Source organism: Burkholderia sp. MSh2 (assembly GCF_000731655.1).
Classification (GTDB): Bacteria; Pseudomonadota; Gammaproteobacteria; order Burkholderiales; family Burkholderiaceae; genus Burkholderia; species Burkholderia paludis.
Map to the genome: position 1 here is coordinate 1 of NZ_JPGM01000102.1, position 19,269 is coordinate 19,269.

Genomic DNA, 19,269 nt, shown 5'->3' on the forward strand with positions numbered 1-19,269 from the left:
ATCGCTATCAACCTCCCGCCACGGTCCGTCGAGCCTGGCTGGATTCCGATAATATCAACGCGAGACTCACTGCCTGATTGGGTACAAAATTCCGCCTCAGGTCAGATGCAGCCAAGGGCAAATCGTGGGACCGGGTGAAGGCCGCGCGTAGCACCGCGCTCGAGGAAGCGAAAGCGCGCCAGGCACAGCAACCCGCGAAGTCGGCGGAAGGCCTGGACCGCTAGATCCGACGTAAACGAAGGCAAACGGGCGCGAACAGGCTTGAGGAGTGGTCAGATGGACGGGCACGAAGCAACATCGGGGCACAGCGTGGCGAGCAGGGCGGAGCCATCGGGCGATGCCGTTGGCGCGGCGAATTCGACTGCGAGCGCGATGATGAATTCGATCGAGCGTGAGCCTGTCGCGCCGGATGTATCGTCGCCGACGAACCCGGGTGATCCATCCGCGTCGCGGCTGGACTGGATCGACCCGGACGCGCTGGAGACGCTGAAACGCAGGCGTCAGCGCGATCTGGCGGCAGCACGCGAGGGTATGCAGCTACCTGACTGGGTGGCACCTGGCGTATCGCCCACCGGAGATCCACGCGAGATACCGCCGGACGATGGCGCGGCGGAACAGCTTGCCGGTTCGTCAAGCGCGCCACAAACGGAGACTCGTCAGCGAGAAGGAGGGCCGGCGGGGGACGTGCCTAAGACGGCGTCCCCCTCGGCGAGCGATCCACTGGCAACCCCTCCGGACAGCGTGTCGAAGCGCTTTCTGCAGGCAGGCCACCAATATTTCCTGCGGGACGGCTCTCGCCAGATGGCGTTCGAGGACCGGGGTGTGCGCATGGTGACGGCGCATAACCGGCCCGATATCGCCGAGTCAATGGCGGAAATGGCGCTCGCGAAAGGCTGGACCCATATCCGTGTGAAGGGGCACGAGGATTTCCGCCGGGCAGTTTGGATGGAAGCCGCGGTTCGCGGCATTGGTGTGACCGGCTATGTCCCAAATGCACAGGATCAGGCTGCGCTGGAGGAATTGATGCTGGCGCGCATGACCAATCGTGTTGAGCAGGTCTATGCCACGAGCATGCCGGCAGGCGCTGCGATGCCGACGCCGGCCCCGGCGACCAGTCAGGCGGCCCCATCGGATGCAGGATGGACGGGGCAGCTGATTCGGCACGGGGCGGCACCCTATCAGAATGCACCGGATGGCACGCGCTCGTATTTCGTGACGCTGCGCGATGCCGCCGGGACCGACAAAACCGTCTGGGGTGTCGATCTTGAGCGCGCGATGCAGGCCAGTGGTGTGCAATCTGGACAGACGATCACGTTGTCGAATCTTGGACGCCAGCCGGTGACAATCACTGAGCCGGTGCGGGATGCTGCGGGGCAGGTGATTGGCGAACAACCCAAAGTGGTCGAACGCAACGTCTGGAGGGCTGAGGTCAGCAGGCCAGAGCCGACGCCGGCTGAGAGCCCGGCTCGGCCGCTGGTCATGACGATGGACCCGCCGCCTTCGAACGACATGGCACGACCAACGACCCAGCTCGGAGCCGGGCCGCTTGCGCCGATCACCTCTATTCCACCGGACTGGTTGCCAGAGTCGGAGTTTCGGGGCGAACTCGTCGCACATGGCCGTGCGCCGTACCAGAATCGGGCAGGCGCGCAGGCGGCGTACTTTGCCACGTTACGCGAAGCCGATGGTCATCAGTTGACGGTGTGGGGCGCGGACCTTGAGCGCGCCATGACCACGGGTGGCGCTCAGATCGGCGATCAGGTGTGTCTGGCGAACTATGGCCGCCGTCGTGTCGATGCGGAAGTGTCGGCGATTGATGGCCGGGGTGACATCACGGGGACCGAGCGCCGGACGATTGAACGTTACGTCTGGCGCGCGACAGTCGAGCCACGTGAGCCACGAGATCGGCCGCCTGTCGCCGCGACCGCGCCAGACGACCCGCAGCGTGCGTTGCATATGAGCGTGATTGCCGAGGCGATGCGCGCCCAGGGTTTCAGCGAGAAGTCGGTGACGAAGGTGCAGGCGAGGGCGGGGGAGGTCATGGACCGACTGGGGGCACAAGGTGTGCCGGTTCCCGCACCGCGCCTGTTCGATCCCGCTGGCCGGGTACAACAGCCTCGCTCGCGTGGCAATCCGGGAGCGCCGGCGGCAGCACCGGAAGTCGAGCGCGTGTTGCAGCCTACGGCGCCGGCCATCCCTTCACGGTGAGCATATGAAAAATTCGACGGGTCGCCGCTCCCGGTCGGAGCGTATCGATGTCTCATTGGGCGACATGAAAGGCGAACTCACGGTCTGGTGCCAGCGACGGGGCGTGAGCGTCAATGACGCGGTTCGGCTCATGGTGGCTCAGGCGCTGGGTGCTGAGGTCGGTCAGTTGCCGCATGTTGAACGACCCGACAGCGATGAACGTATCTCGGTCAAGGTTCAGTTCAGCCAGGGAGAGTACGAGGCGGTTAGCCAGATCGCAAAACATATGGGTTTTACCCTGAGCCGATTCATGGTCGCGATGGTCCGTGCGCAGATCACGAGCCATCCCCAACTGGGCGATCGTGAAACGGCCGTGCTCGAAGCGTCTAATTATCAACTGGCCGCGATTGGCCGAAATTTGAATCAGCTAGCGCGAACCTTGAATGCGAATCCCGCCTTGGCCGCGCAACGTGGTCGACTGATTGTGGTGGATGTGCTGCGCAGGGAAATCACTGCGCATCTGAAAGCCGTCCACGAGATGCAGCGCGCTAATCTACAGCGGTGGTGTCGATAGAGATCGATCATGCCGGCGTCCATGACCAATGCCGACGGTCTGCTGTTGCAGTGGGGAGATCGTCTTTTCTATGAACCGGTGCGAGCACGTAAGGCACCGCGTACCAGTCGCACCACCCCGATTCGCGAGCCGAAGGCACTGCGCGCGCAGATTGCGCGTACCGTCCGGCGTGTGCCCGAAGTGATGGTGAAAATCACGAATCGACGAGGTGGCCAGAACGGCATGGGTGCGATCCGTGCGCATCTGGATTACATCAGCCGCCATGGCCAGGTGGATCTAGAGGATCAGGACGGTAATCTGATTTCTGGGCGGCCCGAGGTGCAGGACCTTGCCCAGATGTGGCAGGTGGCCGGACGAGGCATCGAGGAAACAGGTACACGTCGAGAAGCATTCAACGTCATGGTGTCGATGCCGCCGGGAACTGATCGGGCTGACGTCAAGGATGCCGCCCGAGCGTTCGCGCGCGAGGAGTTCGGCGAGCAGCGAGAGTACGTATTTGCCGCACACGATGATGAAGCCCATCCGCACGTGCATATCGTCGTGCTTGCGAGAGGTTGGGACGGTCGTCGACTCAATCCGCGCAAAGCAGACCTGCAACGGTGGCGCGAGCGATTCGCGCAGGAACTACGCGATCGAGGTGTCGAGGCAAACGCGACGCCTCGACGGACGCGTGGAGTGACTCAGCAATACGAGCGTCAGGCGGTCAAGCATATGCGGGCGCGAGGTGCGGGGTTTCCTACTCGGGATGCATCCACATCTGATCCTCATGTGGCGTTTGATGCGTACCTGTCAACCCTGTCGGCTTGGCGCGCGGTGGCGAGCATCTTGGCGGAATCGTCAGATGCAGATGATCGTGGTATGGCGAAAAGGATTACTGGTTTCATAAATTCGATGCCCGTGACGCTTGCGAAGCGTGGATCGAAGTGGGTAGACATTCCCTCAATCGCCCCTACAGGCAAGCAAATGAAAGTTCACACCGAACAGAAGAACGTCCCAGATATCTAATAGCGGCGGCTGACTGAGGCTACGAGGCGTCTTGGTCGGTGTGAGCCCCGTGCTGACGACAGGAAACTGGCGAAAAAAATCACTAATTTTGTGCGGAATATGCCTGTGGTCGTCGCATTACAGCGATCGAAACTCGCAAATGTTATGCAGATGCGTTGCGCGCAGCCCCGCGAATGCTGTTTGGCTACACATTCCGTCAGGCCAGGTGGGCGGGCCTACGGCCGCTACTGGATTTAGTGAGATTGGCCTACTACATTGTCAAGCAGTAGGGTGGAGTTCGCTGGCTCGCGTATGACCTTGGCGGGTATTCGGTATTTTCTTAAAAAAGGAAATAAAAATGAAAGCTTTCCGTGTCTCGATACCGCAAAGCTTCATGATGTTGTCTGCGATTGCAATACTAGCAGTTCCAGGACTTGCGCAAGCAGATTGGGGAAGTGCGGTAGGCGGCCTAGCAATTGGTGTGGGGCTCGACAAGCTTGGTAACGACATCAAGGAGGCTATCTCTAATGCGGCAGCAAATGGCGAGATTCTAGAGGCACAGGCCGGTGGACAAGTTTATATCGCGATTCAGCAAGCCAAGGAAACATACAACAGTGAGTTGGACCTGACAATCGACAAGCTGTCTGGAACGGAGCAGAACGCTTTAAATTCTATTGCATCAGAAGCAACAGATTTCGAGAACAAAACCTACAAAGACCTCTCGTCGCTAAATACGCAGGTGCGGTCATCTATTCATGACCTTCCATTCAGTCATTCCTTTCCACAGGTCCTAGACTATGGTCCTGCGTTCCTAGATGTCAACCCGGCAAACGGGGTGGTACATCTAGTTCTCGACGGGGATTTTTACGATGCACTGCGTGAGGGTTATACGCCAATTCTGAACGTCAATAATAAATCATTCCCTGCCACGCTCCGCACGTCGGCTCAGCTCGGTTTCGATATTGATAAATCTGAATTTGCCGCGCAGCCCAACGCGCTAACTATCAGCTACGCAACAGTTAACATTCCTTACGCCACCCAAAAGCTTTTGTTTTTTCCGGCGATAGGTACGAGTTCGGTGTCTTTGGCTGTTGCTACGTTACCTAAAACTCCGGGGACTATTGAGTTTGACCTTACTACAACATCTCCTGGAACGGCGAGGCAGACGAAAGTATCGCCAGAAATGTCACAGGAATCCGCAGAGGATGATATCAAGTGTGGTGGTGAGCATGCTGATCTTGCCGTTCACTTTTCATATCCCGATTCTGGATGGGCCGTGATACCCGACTCAACCCAACTGCAAGTGACGTGGGACCAAGGGAAGCAAGGTACGGGACAGGATTGGTGGCTCGAGCGAACATGCAGTACAGCTACGGTGGCCTGTGTCTGTATGTCAACCGAGCATCATGGGGCAGGCACAAGTGGGAAGGTACATTTTAAGATTGTCTATACGGAAGAGCAGTCGATCGTGAATTCGACCACCACGCCGCAGAATATCGATATTGGCTGGGATGAATCCCGAACGGTTACGCTGCCGGCGGGGGCCACCTGGCAAATTCAGTACGACCGTTACGATGGAAAAAAGCAGCAGATTGCAGGTGTATATGGTGACGCTTTTTTGAAAGTAAGACAGGTTGGTAACCAGGTGACCATGAGTACGGCACCATTTAGTGACTTGGACGAGGACACATACACTAGCGCGCTGCAGTCCGCCTTGAAGAAAGCTCCTAGTGGAATTGCCGCGAAGTAATTTGAACCAAAGCGGCAATGACGAGCATGATACTCAGTCGAAATATACCTGTATTCACGGTTGTCGGTTCGCTCGAATGCGCAGGCGATTGGCGAAGCGGGCACCCGCGCTCAAGCCTAACGCACTGGATCTGCCTGATCGGACTTGCACTCGAAAGCTTGCAGTGCGTGTCCAAACATTTGTGCACAAATGAAAATCCGTCGTTCCTACAAAGTTGATCATGGCACCTTTTTCATTGCGATCCCCATCGCCTGGGGATTGCGCCTTACCGAAACGGACTGATCGAAGCATCTGGCGGGCCGAATTCAATCTCGATCCAGTCGTCAGGTTCATTTTGGTCCGTACGAATGAGTTTGATGGAAGAAGGAAGTCGTCCTTCTTGCAAATGTCTTTCGAAAGGATTCATCGTGAGTCGTGGCCTCGTGCCGGCCGCGTCTGCTGTCCATTGATGTGACGCGTTGAATTCGTCGATCGAGCATCGTCCTGCAAGTAGTTCGAGCATTTCCCGGGCGCTAATTTTGAGATAGCTGTCTGACACCGTATACCCTCCATGGAATCCAAGTCCATATCCGTCTTCCCGGGCCCGAAGGGCGCCATTGACCGGCGTTAGAACAGGCTTTGGCATTGCGACCAACATTTGACGAAATATCTCAAGCAATTGCGGAGGCACGTCGGTATTTTTCCCCGTAATGAGCTGCATACTCAATGCTTTGGGGATTGGTCGGGTAGCGCCTGCACCCCAGCCGTCTTCTCGTACAGTAATCAGAAGAACAAAATGTATCGACGTGTTTTGCCTTAAGAACTCGGTAGCAATATTGGATGCGCTGACGGCATCCCAGCCAATGTGCTGCCTGGCGAGCGCCTGACTGTCACCATCGCCAACGATGATGCCGACAAGGCCTTGTGCTCCGCGGAGCTGCTTCGCTTTTGCATGTAAGGCATTGTATAAAGGGTTTCGGTCTTTTATTGTGGGGACATCATAGGACGCGTACCCCATGCTGCTGAATGGCGTTTTTTGGGGATCGATCTTGAGATGAAGCCCTGCAGTCTCGTCATCAATTTCCACCTCGAACGTTTCCTGTCCGGCTTCAATCTGTTTGCGAAGCTGAGGTTCAATTTGTTTACGTACAAACTCGCGAAGATTTTTTCGGTCAGGCAGACGTAACGAGACCTTGGTACCGCGCGCAGTCTGTAAATTCTTTGATTGGATGCGAAGATCTATTCCGCCGGGATTTAGACCCAAACGGGTTTTCAATTCCTCAATCAGGGAACCCAATTCAGCGTGAGGATTTTGCTCGTCGAGACCGGTGTCCGATACGGTGGTCACGTCGGCCACGAACGCGACATCAGACCCGCTGAAAGCGATATCTGGGCGTCGTCCCGAGTCCAGCGGCAATTCATTTTTGAGAGTGCCAAGAGAGGTCAACCCACTGAGAATCGCCACTTCCCACATGGTTGCCATGCGGTCCTTGCCCGGTCGATTCATGCGAACGGCGAGCGCGGCAGTTGCGTCTTCTCCTAGGACCGAGCGTAGGGTGTCCAGTCTGTGCTGGAGGGCGCGTCGTGAAAAAATCATACGAAGTTAAATTCGGCGAAGATTTGCTATTTGTAGGGGGGCGAAGAGTATGTTGGCACCCGGTTATGGCGTGCTTTGCTCAGCGGTTGGATCATTAAACATCCACGCGAAATCGCGCCTCACCCTGGCACTGAGTTCGTGGTCCGTGAAGCGCTCTATTGCTGCCGTCCAAATCTCGGCCGCCGCCGCTGTATCACCGCTGTTCCAGTGCGTGCCACCAAGATCGAACATCGCCACGGCATTGTCTGAATCGAGTGCAAGCACCTTCTCGTAGGCGGCGATCGCCTCCGGCCAACGACTGAGGCTTGCGTAAGCCGCGGCCAACTGAAACCAGCTCATGGCATCCGGCTGAACAGTCTGAGCCTGCTCCAACAAGAGCGGTATGCTCTCCTCGAATCGCTCCAGTTCTTTAAGGGCAATCGCGAGGCAATAGCCGTAGTCCCCGCCCGCCAATTCATAAGCCTTACGAAAGCAGCGCTCTGCTTCAATCCAGTCTTCCTCATCTTGCGCCCAATGACCTAGACGATCCCAAGGCAGCGCGGCATTGTCGGCATCAATGTGGACGATATGACGATCAAATTCCTCACGGAACTCGCTATAGCTCTTCTTGACGTCTTCCCCTTGACCTCGCGAGTAGAACGTTGTCATGAGCAGTTCCCAACGTGCGGCGGAATCGTCGGGATTCGCTTTTACGTAGCGTTGCCAGAAAGGTAGAGCTTGGCGGGCATTGTCCACATTCGCGCGCCCAAAAGCCGCGACCAAACGGCGACACCAGGGCCAAATCCAACGAAGGCGATCCGCGTGAGTGACCAGGCCGTTGATTTCGCGAAACGCTGCACGTCCATCGTCCAGGTTGAAGAGCACATTGGCACGCCAGCCAGTGACGGCAGAGGTCCGATCGTGCTTTTGATCTGAGAAGACGACTTGATCGAAATGACGTAAGGCCTCTTCATACTTGCCCACACGCACGTAATAGTTGCCTAGCGCGTTATGGGCTTCCGCAAGGTCAGGATTTAACCGCAACGCTTCACGGTAGTGATCGACGGCTCGTTCATGGTCGCCAAGCAATTCGTAACTGAAACCGAGATTTTTGTGGACCTGAGCGCCTAGTTCGGGCAGGGCTGCGAGTGCCGGGTCGGCAAGCGCGGCTTCATAAGCGCGCTTGGCTTCTGGCTCGTCGCGAAGAGCGTGGAAGGCGTTTCCGATCGTGTAGTGAAGGGCGCCGATGTGCTGACGATCGTCGGTGAGCTTCGTCTGGAAAAAGCTGATAGCGTCCTTGATCCTTTCCGGATGGCGGCTCGTGCCATCCATGCCGAGGTTGATCTCGGACATGTAGCAAATGCCCATTGCGTCACCGTCGGCACCAAGAGCGGCCACGAATTTTGCGAAACTAGCGCTAATTACCCCGTCTGCGTTTTTTTCGTAGAGTTCCGCAAGAAGCTTGCGAGCCAAGGACGGCGACTCGGGAACATGTACATCTGGCGGAGACGTCAGAATGCGACCAGATAGATCCTCTGCGGCCGTGCCGAGCTGATCTACGCGCCGATCGCGCAACGACTGTGCATCGGCACGGGCGAGAGCCGCGAGTTGGCGAAGGCGCTCGACTGTTAGTTCGTCAACAAAAGAAACTGTCAACGACTGCTGGGTGGTCCAGTTCGTTCCACCATGCACATATTGACGAGTGACACTCTCTGCCGTGCGGACACGCAACGATTTTGTCGATGCATGATAGGCGACGTAAACGCTATAGGGCTGCATGAACAGGTAGTTGAGGTTCGTACGGCGTACCTCGATGCTGAGTGACCCGTCGGCGTTTAGCGTGCGCTCTGTTCCCTTGAGTTGGACGTGGACCCGGACGTTAGTGGCATACCCGTCTGCCGTTACTTCGATCTGACAGTCGGTCCCGTAGTCCTTGCGATCTTGCGCTTGAAGAATGAAAGCGCTACTTTCGGTCAGCCGCGCCTGGAAGGCCGCGATCGCCTCGTCCTCGATTTCGTGATTTCGGTCACGATGGGGTAGTTCGTCAAAATGACTCATGAGCTTAGTTTGACGCAGGTTATGTGGATCGTGCGCATAGAGTGTGGCACGTTACCGGTAAATCCGGCCCACTGGCCTATCCTGCACTCGGATAGAAATTTTGATCGATCAAAATTGATCTGGAACTTTTATTGAATTTGGCCAGCTATCCAGGGGAAGGGCCTATCTTGAGTGCTCTTACAGACAGGACGTGAACCTTGCTCGAAAGGTCGTTTGTCTATGCCTGGAGGCTTGGGTAAGGGGCATCAATGAAAATTAACTGACCCTTGGGGTGGGCGATTCGGTCCAGGCGCTCAGTCGGTCGGTTGCTGCGGCGGCGTGTAGCCATATAAGTCTGAAAAAGCCCGCACCAAGGTTTGGTGATCAGGCATCCAATCGAGCTCGAAGAGAATGCTGCTATCTTCCGGCATGGTGAAATTAGGCCGTGCAAGACGAATCAGAAGATAACTCAATGCGTAGACCGACAGTGTCGTCAGAAAAGTTAGTTTGATAGCCTGACTATTGTAGACCGGTCCGTTGCTTTGCCAGAGTGCGCCGTCGCTTGCATCTGGGCGAGAATGGGTGTAATTGCAGAGCGTTTGATATGTTGTGGCCAATAAATCGCGATCCCCGAATATCCATTTAATCTGTTCCTTTCGTAGACTGCCAGATAATCTCTTTCGGCATCGGCCAAAATTTAGATCGGATTTACCTGATTTCCAGCTAATGTAATCTTCGTTGTCCGGATTCAGGCTACCGTATGTTCCGATCAGCACAAGTTCAAATGCAGTGCGTAGTTCGGCGATCGCGGCGCGATAAAAGCCATGCAGAAAATTGAAGTTCGCACATTGAAAGCAATCGGCGGCGTCTAACAGGCAGTTGTAAATTTCGTCTGGCCGGTTTGGCTCGCCTATCGCTTTAATCCAGTCCCCCCAAAGATTGTACATGAGACGAAGTCGCGTGCCGTTATGATCAGAGATGCGGAGCGAGACGTCCTCGGGGAGGTGCATGATCCCGTCCCAGACATTCTTGCTGATCAGGTCGGATGGGGGGACATCCTGTCCCTCGCTGATCGCAAAGTCGTGAGGTTCGAGCTTGCTGCGGACCGCCCGAAAATCTGTAAGCAGCAGTTTTTTGGACATAGGTAGACGGAAAGAATGGTAGACGTATGAGCGACGAGCAACTTCCTGGTGATGATTCGAGGGTGAATACATGGTTACACCCATGATGGTGCAGTACCTTGTGGGACTCTGCTGCTTTCGGCATGAACCGCAGGCAGTCGAGATCATTGTAGGGGATACGGTCTTTGATGAGATTGCGGAACGGGAGCGGGATGTCGACGTGACGGTGACTATCGCGGACGAGAATGGTGTAGTGACTGCATTTAAGGCTGCGGAAGTGAAGCACGAAGGACGGCCGCTAGACGTCGCAAAGGTGGAGCAACTTATTGCGAAACTGACCGATATGCCGAAAGTGACGCACCGGGCGATATTTTCTACGTCGGGCTATACAGATACGGCTTGCCTGAAGGCGAGGAAACGAGGTGTGGATCTCTACACGCTTCAACGGTGGGATAGGCCCATCGATCGGGATTTTCCTGATTTCTCCGGTATCGGGATTCCAGATGAATATTTGCGATTTAGGAGTAATTTGCTATTTTGGAATGAATTCCAATGCGCCTATTCGTCGTCGGAAACCGGGGAATTTTCAATATTTCATTCAGCGACGCGAGTGCTGAATGAAAATGGTGGATCCCATTCTCGATGGCCCGTCTTCGGTGATTATCACCAGGAGTTGCTAGTTCGCTCTACGGGAATTTTGTGTACGCAGGAACCCGCTCAAGTGGTATTCAATGAGTTTGTTCAAAAATTGGATACTACGGAAACTGAAACGCAGTTCAGTCCCTCGTGGTTAAGTACTCACAGGATGGATCTTTCGCAGGATGGTGTATATCTAAAGCGACCGGGCGGGAGCTTGTCCATGATTGATGCGGTTACGATTTCTGGTTTTTTGCAATGGCGAAGTCAAATTGTCTCACTTGACTTTATGATTCTTAATAACGTATTGACTGATTCGGTGTTTTCGGGCGCGGCGATAGCGGACATTGGAGCGGGTGATGGGCGGATGTTCGCCATGACCTTCCCGGAGAAGGGGCATCAAATAGGAATTCACAGATTTCAAATCCCAAAAGAGCAGCGAAATATGATTCGTAAACTCAGTATCGGCGATCATTCGTATGACGGTAGTTATCGAGTCTCGAAGCGATAGTCTTGAATGTCTACTCGTGAGCTTCCTTTGTACTCAGTTGCGCCATGCCAGGAAACAATCGAAAACTAGGGCGTAAGCCTCTCAGCAAGAATGAACTGCTGCCGTTGCCGCCCGCTAGGGTGCGCGCAATGTCGCTCGAAAATCATCTGGCCTTTGCCGCCGTCAAGGCGGGGGCTGGAGGGCATGCCCAGATGACTTGTCTGTTGCGCGTGGTTTATCTGGCCTGGTACTTGCGCGATACGTGCCTGCCTAGAGCCGATATTGAGCTTTTTAGGCAAGGTGAGCAGGCACTGGAGCACTGTATCGAACGCTCTCTGGCGAGCGGGGAATGGTCGCTTCAGGTGGGGGAGCAGGAAATTGTGGGCCAGATACTGTCGCTGCACGATGCGCAGTTGTCCGCAGCGCCTGCGCATCAATATTTCCGGGCATGGGCGCAGTTGCAGGCATTTCTGAAGTCAGGTCAAGCAAGCGTGCTGGATGGCTGATACAGGTGCGGCGATTTATCGGTCGTGCGTAGCCGGACGGACCGGATGTACGGCCCGTGTCAATGGGGAGGGGCCGGTGGTATTGACCATGGAGCGGGAAGTGAGCGCCCCGGCTGCGATGTGCCGGGACGCTCAGGCCGCGCCAATTACGCAGCTATCGGAAGAGCGGACGCATCGCCGGATGCCTCTGCATAGGCCACGTCATCCGCGCCAGTGTCGTCGTCGGTCGCCGGAATGTGCTCGGCGTCGTTGGCTTCAGGGGCGTCCTCGAGGTCGTCGGCAGGTACGCCCCCGCCCCCGAACACGGACGGCATCCAGTGCGCGTCCGCCGTCAGCCGTTCGGCTTCGGTGGCCAGATCCCCCTTCTTGAGCTTGCCGAGTCGGGTGACTTCGGATGGCGCGAAGGTCTTGGCCGCGTCGAGAATCGCGGCCTTCGAGATGTGCCTGAAATAGCCTTCGGCGGTCGGCTTCCACCATGCCGCCATGTCCAGTCCGACCGCTGCGGCCAGTACTTCGCCGGGGAGAGTTTTCGTGGCGCGCTGCGTGACCACGTCCACGGTGGGCGCGAGGCAGACGGCCAGCAGCGTGACCAGCGCGTCCTGTGGCATCCCGAGCAGCACGGCGAACAGTTCGTCGCTGTCCTTGGGCAGTGCGGTGGCGTGCGACTGCTGCAAGTCGTGCATCGCGACGGCGGCAGGTGATTCGGGCCAGTCCGGGGCGAGACTGGCAAGCCGGTCCTGAATGTCCAGCCTCACGCCGAGCGGCAGATCGTGGCCGTAATACTGGTCGTGCAACGTGGTCTGCACCATGCCATGCACGAGCGCGGCGAGCGCAACCTGCGGATGGCGGGCGACTTCGATCTGCAGGGCGGCGGTGCGGTGTGCACTCAGGCGTTGTGCGAGGCGGTCGGACAGCGAGGCGGGTGCCGGTGGGGCGTCGTTTGCCTCGTCCGTCCTGTCGCCCGGATCGTCCGGGCGGGTGATGGTGGCTGTGGCCCCGTTCAGGCTGCGTTTCAGGCGTTCCAGTGTATCGAGTGCGCGGGCCTCGGCTTCGCGCAGCAGGCCGCGCAGCGTGACGGCCTCGCCGTTCTGTCCGACCGTCACGATGGCCCCGGCCACGGCGCGCACGTCCGGGGTGTAGTCGAGCAAAGCCGCTTGAAGCGCGTCGAGACTCGCCGTGAGCGCGTCACGCCGTTCCTGCAATGAAATGACCTTGTTCTCGTCCTCGGCCTCGTAGGCCTCGTCCAGTGCGGCGTCGGTGCGCTCGATGCGGGCTTGCAGGGAGGCGATGCGGCGGGCTTCGCGTGCGTTCGGTTCGCGGGCGTGCTGGCGGGCCGTATGGAAGGCCTGCCGGTCGGCGTGGCTTACATACGGCACGGCTTCGACCCAGGCCCAACCCTCGGCGCGCAGGTCGGTGGCGAGCGCATCGAGTTTGGTCTGTGCAAGCTGGCCGAGCAGGGTGGAATCCGCCAGATAGATGCCGCTGTCGTCCTCTGCGAACAGATCGCGGATGACCTGACCGCCTGCGGCCTCATAGGCATCCAGCCCGACGAAGCGCGCGAGCGGATGCGCCGCGCTGATTTCCCGCGCAATCAGGCGCTCGCGCAGCGCGGCCGACCCGCGCTGCCAGTGGGGCGCGTCGTAGAACGCGGTTTCCTGCGCGCGATGGTCGTCGGTGATGGTCAGGGCCATCAGTTGTTCCAGCGTTACGTCGCCGCCGCGATAGTCGGCCATGAGGCGGGGCGAGACGTTGGCGAGTTTCAGGCGGCGTAGCACGACGAGCGGGGACACGCCGAAGTCGGCAGCGATATCCTCGACGGGGCGACCTTCCTTGACGAGTGCCGCGAAGGCCTCGAACTGGTCGGCGGGGTGCATGGCCTCGCGCAGGATGTTTTCGGCAAGGCTCACGGTACGCGCGGACGCATCGGCCACGAGCAGACAGGGCACGTCATGATCGGCGGCGATGTGTTTTTTCTTCGCGAGCAGCTTGAGGGCGGTCAGGCGGCGGTCGCCCGCGACGACCTCGTAATGCTCGCCGTCCTCGGCCAGCACCACGATCAGGTTTTGCAGCAGCCCGACGCGGGAAATGCTCGCAGCCAGTTCGGGGATCGACAGGCGGCGCGCGGTCTTGCGCACATTGAGTTTCGAGTGACGCGGGAGCAGTTGCCCGAGCGGCACGAGAATCAGGTTCTTGGTGGGATCGGCCCTGTCGAACGAGGCGACGGCGCGGGATTCGGTTTGGGTAATCGCATTCATGATCAGGATTCCTTGAAAATAAAGAGAGAAAAACACCGGAAAAACACGAACAACAGCACGACACAACACGGCGCAGGACGGCAGTGAGCGCCGGGGGAGTGGAGGGGCGTGCACCCCTCCGGAAACATCAGGCCTTGAGTTGGCGCATGCCATCGGCCAGCAGCCAGAGCGCGCGATTGAGGCGCACGTTCTGGTCGATGCCCTGTACGGGCCGGGTCTGCTGGCGTCGGCCATTGGCCGCGCGACCGGGCAGACCACCCGTGATCAGGTTTTCCTGCACGCGGTTCATGACGCTCCACAGGTCGGCGTGGGCGTCGGCGGCGCGTTTCGGGGCGAGGATTTGCGCCTCGGTGACGGGCGCGGGGCGGGTGGGGTCGTCGTACTTGAGGGCGAGCGCGGAGCGCGCGAAGACTTCGGCTTCGCCCTGATCCAGCGTGATCCCCTGCATGGCATCGCGCGAGGCCTGGGCCTGCCCGAAACCCTGCAACACGGCATAGGCCCCTTTGATGACTTGTTCGGCCACGTTGCCCTTGTGCGGCACGCGCACGTCCGCGACGGTGTCGCCGCAGACGAGGCCATTGCTACACACGAAGCGGAACATGCCCGCAAGCATCTGATAGCTGCTGGTGCCGTCGTGGCTGTTCAAGAGGATGATTTCGTTGGCCTCTCCCCCGTCGATCTGGCTTTCATGGCGCAGGCGGATCATGTGCTTGGTGAATTCGCGGCGGTCGTCGCGGCGCACGCGCGTCTGGCACACCATGAAAGGCTGGAACCCTTCGCCGCGCAGTTCGCTCAGCACGGCCGAGGTCGGGATATAGCTGTACCGCTCCGAGCGGCTGTCGTGGGCCGCGTCCGCGAAGATCGAAGGGGCCACGGTGCGGATGACGTCATCCGGGATGGGGAAGCGCGAGCGCAGCGAAGGGGAGCCCGACGCGAAACGACTAGCAAGTTGCATGGTGTTGCTCCTGACAAAAAGAATTGGCTGTTCAAAATCGCCACCGGATTCCAAGCTTTGGAGCCCGCTGTTCGGGTTGTCCGATGGAGTGAGCGCAGGGGACTGGGCTGTCCCGTTGCCTCCGTTTTTCCTGAGTTCCTCGCCCGCGACGGTCAGGAGCGCGCTGGCCGGGGCCGTCAAGGAAAGACGCGGCCGGGGTGGGGCGGCCCGCAGCGCAGCGAGGACACGGCCGGACGCGCCTTGACGGCCCTGGCCCGCGGGCTACAGTCGCGGAAGAGGTGAGGAACGAGGGAAAACGGCGAAGGCGGCAACGGCCGCCGCCGGCGCTGGCTCCGGGCAAGCGAAGCGCGCAGGCCCGGATGGGAAGCCGGGCCGGAGGCGTCAGCGATCAAAGCCGACAGGGCGAGACCCCGCAGGGGGCTCGATGCAAAGCACACGAGCGCGGCCCTGTCTCATGTCATGAGACAGGGAGACACACGATGGGTCGAATACATGTCAATCGCCCGACCGGGTAACCCGCTTGTCACTCCGGATGGGAAGAACTTGGAATAACCGACATGGAGTCCAGGTGGTTCCGTTCAGTCGCCTGGCAGGATCCGGGCGGCTTTTCCGCTACACTTTCAGGCAATATCGTCCGTCGTCGGCTCGATCTGGTGCACGGATGCCGTTCATCTCAAACGAAGACCTGTTTACCCGGGGGACGCATGATTCCGCGTACTCGCCTCGAGGATGTCACCGAGGCTGACATTCAGCGGCTTATCGATAACGGCGTGCGCGAAAGCCGTACGCTCGACTTCAAGCGCGAGCTGGATCTGACGCACGACGGAAAACTGACCCCTGACGAAAAAGGCAAACTTGCAGAGGACGTCTGTGCCTTTGCCAACGCCTTTGGCGGCGATCTCGTCATTGGCCTGGAGCCCTTTCCGAGGACTGAAGGCGATTCGGCCGTGGCCAGGGCGATCGTCCCGGTGCGGGTGACGAACCCTGATGCGATGCTGCTCGACCTCGTGAACAGTCTGCGGGATGCGCTCGAACCGCAACTCGCGACGTTGCATGCGCGGCCGGTGCCGGTGGCTGGTGGTGGTCATGTCATCGTGATTCGCGTAGGTCCGAGTCCGAATGCGCCACATCGTGCCGTCCGCAGAGGTGGCGGACATTTCTTTCTGCGTAATTCGGTGGGCAAGGAGCCTATGGATATTCACGCCATTCGTACCGCCTTCGCTCATGCCGAGGGTCTTCCAAAGCGGGCACAGGCATTTCGGGAGTTGCGACTGACTGCGTTGCGGGAGCGTCGTAGTCAGGTACCCTTGCGCCCTGGGCCGTTGCTCGTTGTCCATCTTATCCCCGTGCTGTCGCTGACGCGTGCCGACGAACATCCGATCGAGGATCTGAAGCGTGCCGCGCAGCATCTTCTGCGTGCACAACCGGCCACCAATCTCCTCGGTAGTCTAATGACCAACTTCGAGGGGGTGATTTGTACAGGCACTCGGGATGCGCAGGGACAGTCCGATGCCTATGCCCAGGTCTTCCGTGATGGGTGTATTGAACTGGTGGGCAGCCTATTGACGCTCAACGAAGGTCAGCCTGCAAGGTCGACGATTTTTCCCCAGCAGTATGAGCTCACGCTGGTCCAGCACGATCTGCCGGTATCGTTGCAGGCGTTGGAGACGCTGGGTATTCCGGCACCGGCTTATCTGTGCCTGAGCCTGCTGAATGTACGGGAACATCAGGTCAGGGTGACGACGGGCGTCGGACCGATGTACCGGATGTTTCCTGCGCATCTGTCGGATGTTGTGTCTGCACCGGTCTATCTCGATACTTTCGAGGGCGCTCCCGCCATCATGGTGGGGCCCGCAATTGACACGGTCTGGAACGCGGTGGGCGTTGATCACAGTGAGACGGGGTTGCCTGGGCGCAGATGACGAGACACGGCGTCAGGCATCCAGGTTGGACCGCACATCAGCGAATCACGAGTGGGGCGGGTAATGGGAAAGGAACCACGCAGATTCATGTCCAAACAGTGGTTTGTTCGCCGGTTTGTCGACTGGACCGACAGCTGGAACCACGAGTTCCATGAAGCGATCGAGGCGAAGGTGCAGGCTGAATTTCGCCAGCTGTTCCCTCAGGGCGCGGAGAATCCCGACGCGATGATTGAAAAAATGCGCAGCTTTTACTATGCGCGCATGACCAATACATCGACCCTGCTGGTGGCCATCCTGGCGTTGGTTATCGCTGTTCTGGGGATTGCCGTGCCGCTGCTCATGGCGGTTTTTGATCGGTTGATTCGGTAAGCACACACGTGACTACCCTGTCCTACACCTCGCGGGATGAGCCGTGGGTAAGTCGATACATCTATGCGGAGCGGGTGAAGATCGTCCACGCGTCAAGAATGGAAGCGGATGATGCGTACGATGACCTCTATGGTCCCGTAATCGAAGTGCTTGATGCGCTGTTAGCGTGCATCGCGGGCGAAGTCGACGATGATGAATGGAACGCGTGCATGGAGAAAGTCCAGGCCCAAGTGCTTTTTGCTGCGTTCAGGGATGATGACCGGTGCGACCTGTTCCTTGGCGTCAGCAAGGCGATGAGTGATTTGGGCATGACTTCATTGGACGGGGCTGTCGAACAAGGCGAATGACGGAGGGCGGGCATGGCAGCGACTATTTTCTTCTCATGGCAGGCGGATCGCGCGACGCTTGGGGGGCGCAATCTTCTTGAGCGGGCGCTTGAGAAAGCAATCGGTCGCCTTGGTGAACAAGTCGATCTGCAGGAAGCGAATCGCAACGAGTTCGTGCTCGATCGGGATACGAAGGATGCACCGGGCTTTCCGCCGATTGCGCAGACCATCTTCGAGAAAATCGATGCGGCCGCGGTGTTCGTGCCGGACTTCACCTTCGTGGGCCAGCGTGCCGACGGGCGGCCGACGCCGAATCCGAACGTCCTGATTGAATATGGATGGGCCCTGAAGACGCTGGGCTACGGACGGATTGTCCCGGTGATGAATACCGCTTTTGGTGAGCCTTCAGACGCAACCTTACCCTTCGATTTGCGGCATCAGCGGCATCCGATCAAGTACCACTGCCCGGACGATGCCGATGAGCAGACTCGGAAGTCGGTCCGTGAAAAACTCTCGAAAGACCTGGAGCAGGCGATTCGTCTCGTGATCGAGAGCGAAGCCTATGTTAGCTCTTTGCCACAGCCCCTGGTGCCCGACCTGTTTCAGCCCAAAAGCGAAATCGCGCCTGGCCGGTTGCGTCCCGTCTCTGATCCGATTGGGGTTAGCACGCACATTCTCGAGCAGGACCAGGAAATTTTGCTGGCAGACCGCTCCTTGATGTGGCTCCGCGTGATGCCTGAACTCGATCCTCACAAGACGTGGACGATAGATGAGATCAGAGCAGCCGCCAGCGTGCCGCAGGATCATATCCGGCCGCTCTGGGATGGGTACGGCGGCTTTGGCTATCTGCGCCATGCAGACGGTTTCGGTGTGTTTGCGCGGCGAGCGGGCGAAGGGGATGCTTCGACGACGACATTCGCTTTCAAGACGGGTGAGGTGTGGGCGGTCGATGCGCTGTATCTGGACTATCTTGAGCGTCAGGGCGTCAAGTCCATTCCCGACGCGGAGGTGATGTACGCGCAGGCATTACGCACTCTCGGCGCGTTCGAGGCGCGTCTGGGTCTCAAGCCACCCTACCGGTGGATCGCTGGCATGAGCGGTCTCAAGGGGCGGGGACTTGAGGTGCCCGTTGCGTCGGGCCGGGCGTCGATACCGGGTCCGAAGGGGCGGTGTCTGCAAGACGTGGTGAGCGTAACAGGCACCTACTCGCCCGATGCCAGTCCGATTCTTCAGTTGAAGCCTTTCTGGGAAGCCATTTACGAGAGCTGCGGGCTGTCGCGCCCGGTCTGGCTCGATGGCCGAACGATCTGACGCGACGTGCAGATATCGTAGTTTTCTCTCTGCCGGACGGGTGCCGCGCACAGGCATGGCGTTAGTGCTGTACAGGGCAGGCCGACAGGACGGCGCGAAGTTCGCCGACATTCCACCGGGTCGATGAGCCGATTTTTCTGGGCGCTGGCAGTTTTCCTGATCGGGCATGCCGCCATACGGTCGGAACCGAAATCCCGAACAGGCCGGCAACGGTCCTGACCTGAGACGTTTCTTGTAGCCATTCGGCAAGTGAGTTCTCTTTTATCCTAGAGGCAAGGAGAACTGTAGGCA

General features: G+C 58.5%; 16 protein-coding genes. 10 read left to right on the forward strand and 6 right to left on the reverse strand.

Going from position 1 to position 19,269, the window contains the following annotated elements:
- Window positions 1–276 precede the first annotated feature (276 nt).
- The 4 genes from GQ57_RS38410 to GQ57_RS42645 all read left to right on the forward strand — a co-directional run bounded on the left by GQ57_RS38410 (window position 277) and on the right by GQ57_RS42645 (window position 5,495).
- Window positions 277–2,208 carry an LPD7 domain-containing protein gene (locus GQ57_RS38410; protein WP_152603448.1) on the forward strand — a complete coding sequence of 644 codons (1,932 nt, stop codon included), beginning with the start codon at window positions 277–279 and terminating at the stop codon, window positions 2,206–2,208.
- A gap of 4 nt (window positions 2,209–2,212) precedes the next feature.
- Window positions 2,213–2,761: a plasmid mobilization relaxosome protein MobC gene (locus GQ57_RS36260; protein WP_034200423.1), complete on the forward strand. Its 549-nt coding sequence runs from the start codon at window positions 2,213–2,215 to the stop codon at window positions 2,759–2,761.
- 21 nt (window positions 2,762–2,782) lie between these two features.
- Window positions 2,783–3,766, forward strand: a complete 984-nt coding sequence (locus GQ57_RS40900; protein WP_235215190.1) for a relaxase/mobilization nuclease domain-containing protein — start codon at window positions 2,783–2,785, stop codon at window positions 3,764–3,766.
- A gap of 337 nt (window positions 3,767–4,103) precedes the next feature.
- The gene (locus GQ57_RS42645) at window positions 4,104–5,495 is read left to right on the forward strand and encodes a hypothetical protein (RefSeq protein WP_152603449.1); all 1,392 of its coding nucleotides are present in this window, start codon (window positions 4,104–4,106) and stop codon (window positions 5,493–5,495) included.
- A gap of 265 nt (window positions 5,496–5,760) precedes the next feature.
- Here the strand turns inward: GQ57_RS42645 and GQ57_RS42650 are convergent, their stop codons facing one another.
- From GQ57_RS42650 to GQ57_RS42655, 3 genes are all read right to left on the reverse strand, one after another.
- Complete coding sequence (locus tag GQ57_RS42650) at window positions 5,761–6,957, reverse strand: hypothetical protein (protein WP_152603450.1); 1,197 nt, start codon at window positions 6,955–6,957, stop codon at window positions 5,761–5,763.
- A gap of 177 nt (window positions 6,958–7,134) precedes the next feature.
- Window positions 7,135–9,108: a tetratricopeptide repeat protein gene (locus GQ57_RS36270; protein ID WP_034200425.1), complete on the reverse strand. Its 1,974-nt coding sequence runs from the start codon at window positions 9,106–9,108 to the stop codon at window positions 7,135–7,137.
- Window positions 9,109–9,401: 293 nt separating this feature from the next.
- Complete coding sequence (locus GQ57_RS42655; protein WP_152603451.1) at window positions 9,402–10,229, reverse strand: hypothetical protein; 828 nt, start codon at window positions 10,227–10,229, stop codon at window positions 9,402–9,404.
- 70 nt (window positions 10,230–10,299) lie between these two features.
- Between GQ57_RS42655 and GQ57_RS42660 the strand changes: the two genes are divergently transcribed.
- A complete protein-coding gene (locus GQ57_RS42660) occupies window positions 10,300–11,355 on the forward strand; it encodes a hypothetical protein (protein WP_152603452.1) in 1,056 nt (351 codons plus the stop codon).
- Window positions 11,356–11,483: 128 nt separating this feature from the next.
- Window positions 11,484–11,840 carry a hypothetical protein gene (locus GQ57_RS36280; protein ID WP_235215191.1) on the forward strand — a complete coding sequence of 119 codons (357 nt, stop codon included), beginning with the start codon at window positions 11,484–11,486 and terminating at the stop codon, window positions 11,838–11,840.
- Window positions 11,841–11,986: 146 nt separating this feature from the next.
- On the opposite strand, the gene GQ57_RS36285 is transcribed toward GQ57_RS36280, so the two are convergent.
- Together GQ57_RS36285 and GQ57_RS36290 are read right to left on the reverse strand one after the other, a co-directional pair.
- A complete protein-coding gene (locus GQ57_RS36285; RefSeq protein ID WP_034200428.1) occupies window positions 11,987–14,095 on the reverse strand; it encodes a ParB/RepB/Spo0J family partition protein in 2,109 nt (702 codons plus the stop codon).
- Window positions 14,096–14,222: 127 nt separating this feature from the next.
- Complete coding sequence (locus tag GQ57_RS36290; protein WP_034200429.1) at window positions 14,223–15,050, reverse strand: DUF932 domain-containing protein; 828 nt, start codon at window positions 15,048–15,050, stop codon at window positions 14,223–14,225.
- A gap of 557 nt (window positions 15,051–15,607) precedes the next feature.
- Here GQ57_RS36290 and GQ57_RS36295 point away from each other — a divergent pair.
- The 4 genes from GQ57_RS36295 (at window position 15,608) to GQ57_RS38415 (ending at window position 18,978) form a co-directional block, all read left to right on the forward strand.
- Complete coding sequence (locus GQ57_RS36295) at window positions 15,608–16,972, forward strand: AlbA family DNA-binding domain-containing protein (RefSeq protein WP_152603453.1); 1,365 nt, start codon at window positions 15,608–15,610, stop codon at window positions 16,970–16,972.
- A gap of 87 nt (window positions 16,973–17,059) precedes the next feature.
- Complete coding sequence (locus GQ57_RS36300) at window positions 17,060–17,341, forward strand: hypothetical protein (protein ID WP_152603454.1); 282 nt, start codon at window positions 17,060–17,062, stop codon at window positions 17,339–17,341.
- A gap of 8 nt (window positions 17,342–17,349) precedes the next feature.
- Window positions 17,350–17,688 carry a hypothetical protein gene (locus tag GQ57_RS36305; RefSeq protein WP_034200431.1) on the forward strand — a complete coding sequence of 113 codons (339 nt, stop codon included), beginning with the start codon at window positions 17,350–17,352 and terminating at the stop codon, window positions 17,686–17,688.
- A gap of 12 nt (window positions 17,689–17,700) precedes the next feature.
- Entirely contained in the window at window positions 17,701–18,978 is a 1,278-nt protein-coding gene (locus tag GQ57_RS38415) for a hypothetical protein (protein ID WP_052001612.1), read from the forward strand.
- A gap of 61 nt (window positions 18,979–19,039) precedes the next feature.
- Here the strand turns inward: GQ57_RS38415 and GQ57_RS40905 are convergent, their stop codons facing one another.
- Entirely contained in the window at window positions 19,040–19,243 is a 204-nt protein-coding gene (locus GQ57_RS40905) for a helix-turn-helix transcriptional regulator (RefSeq protein ID WP_081896865.1), read from the reverse strand.
- Window positions 19,244–19,269 lie beyond the last annotated feature (26 nt).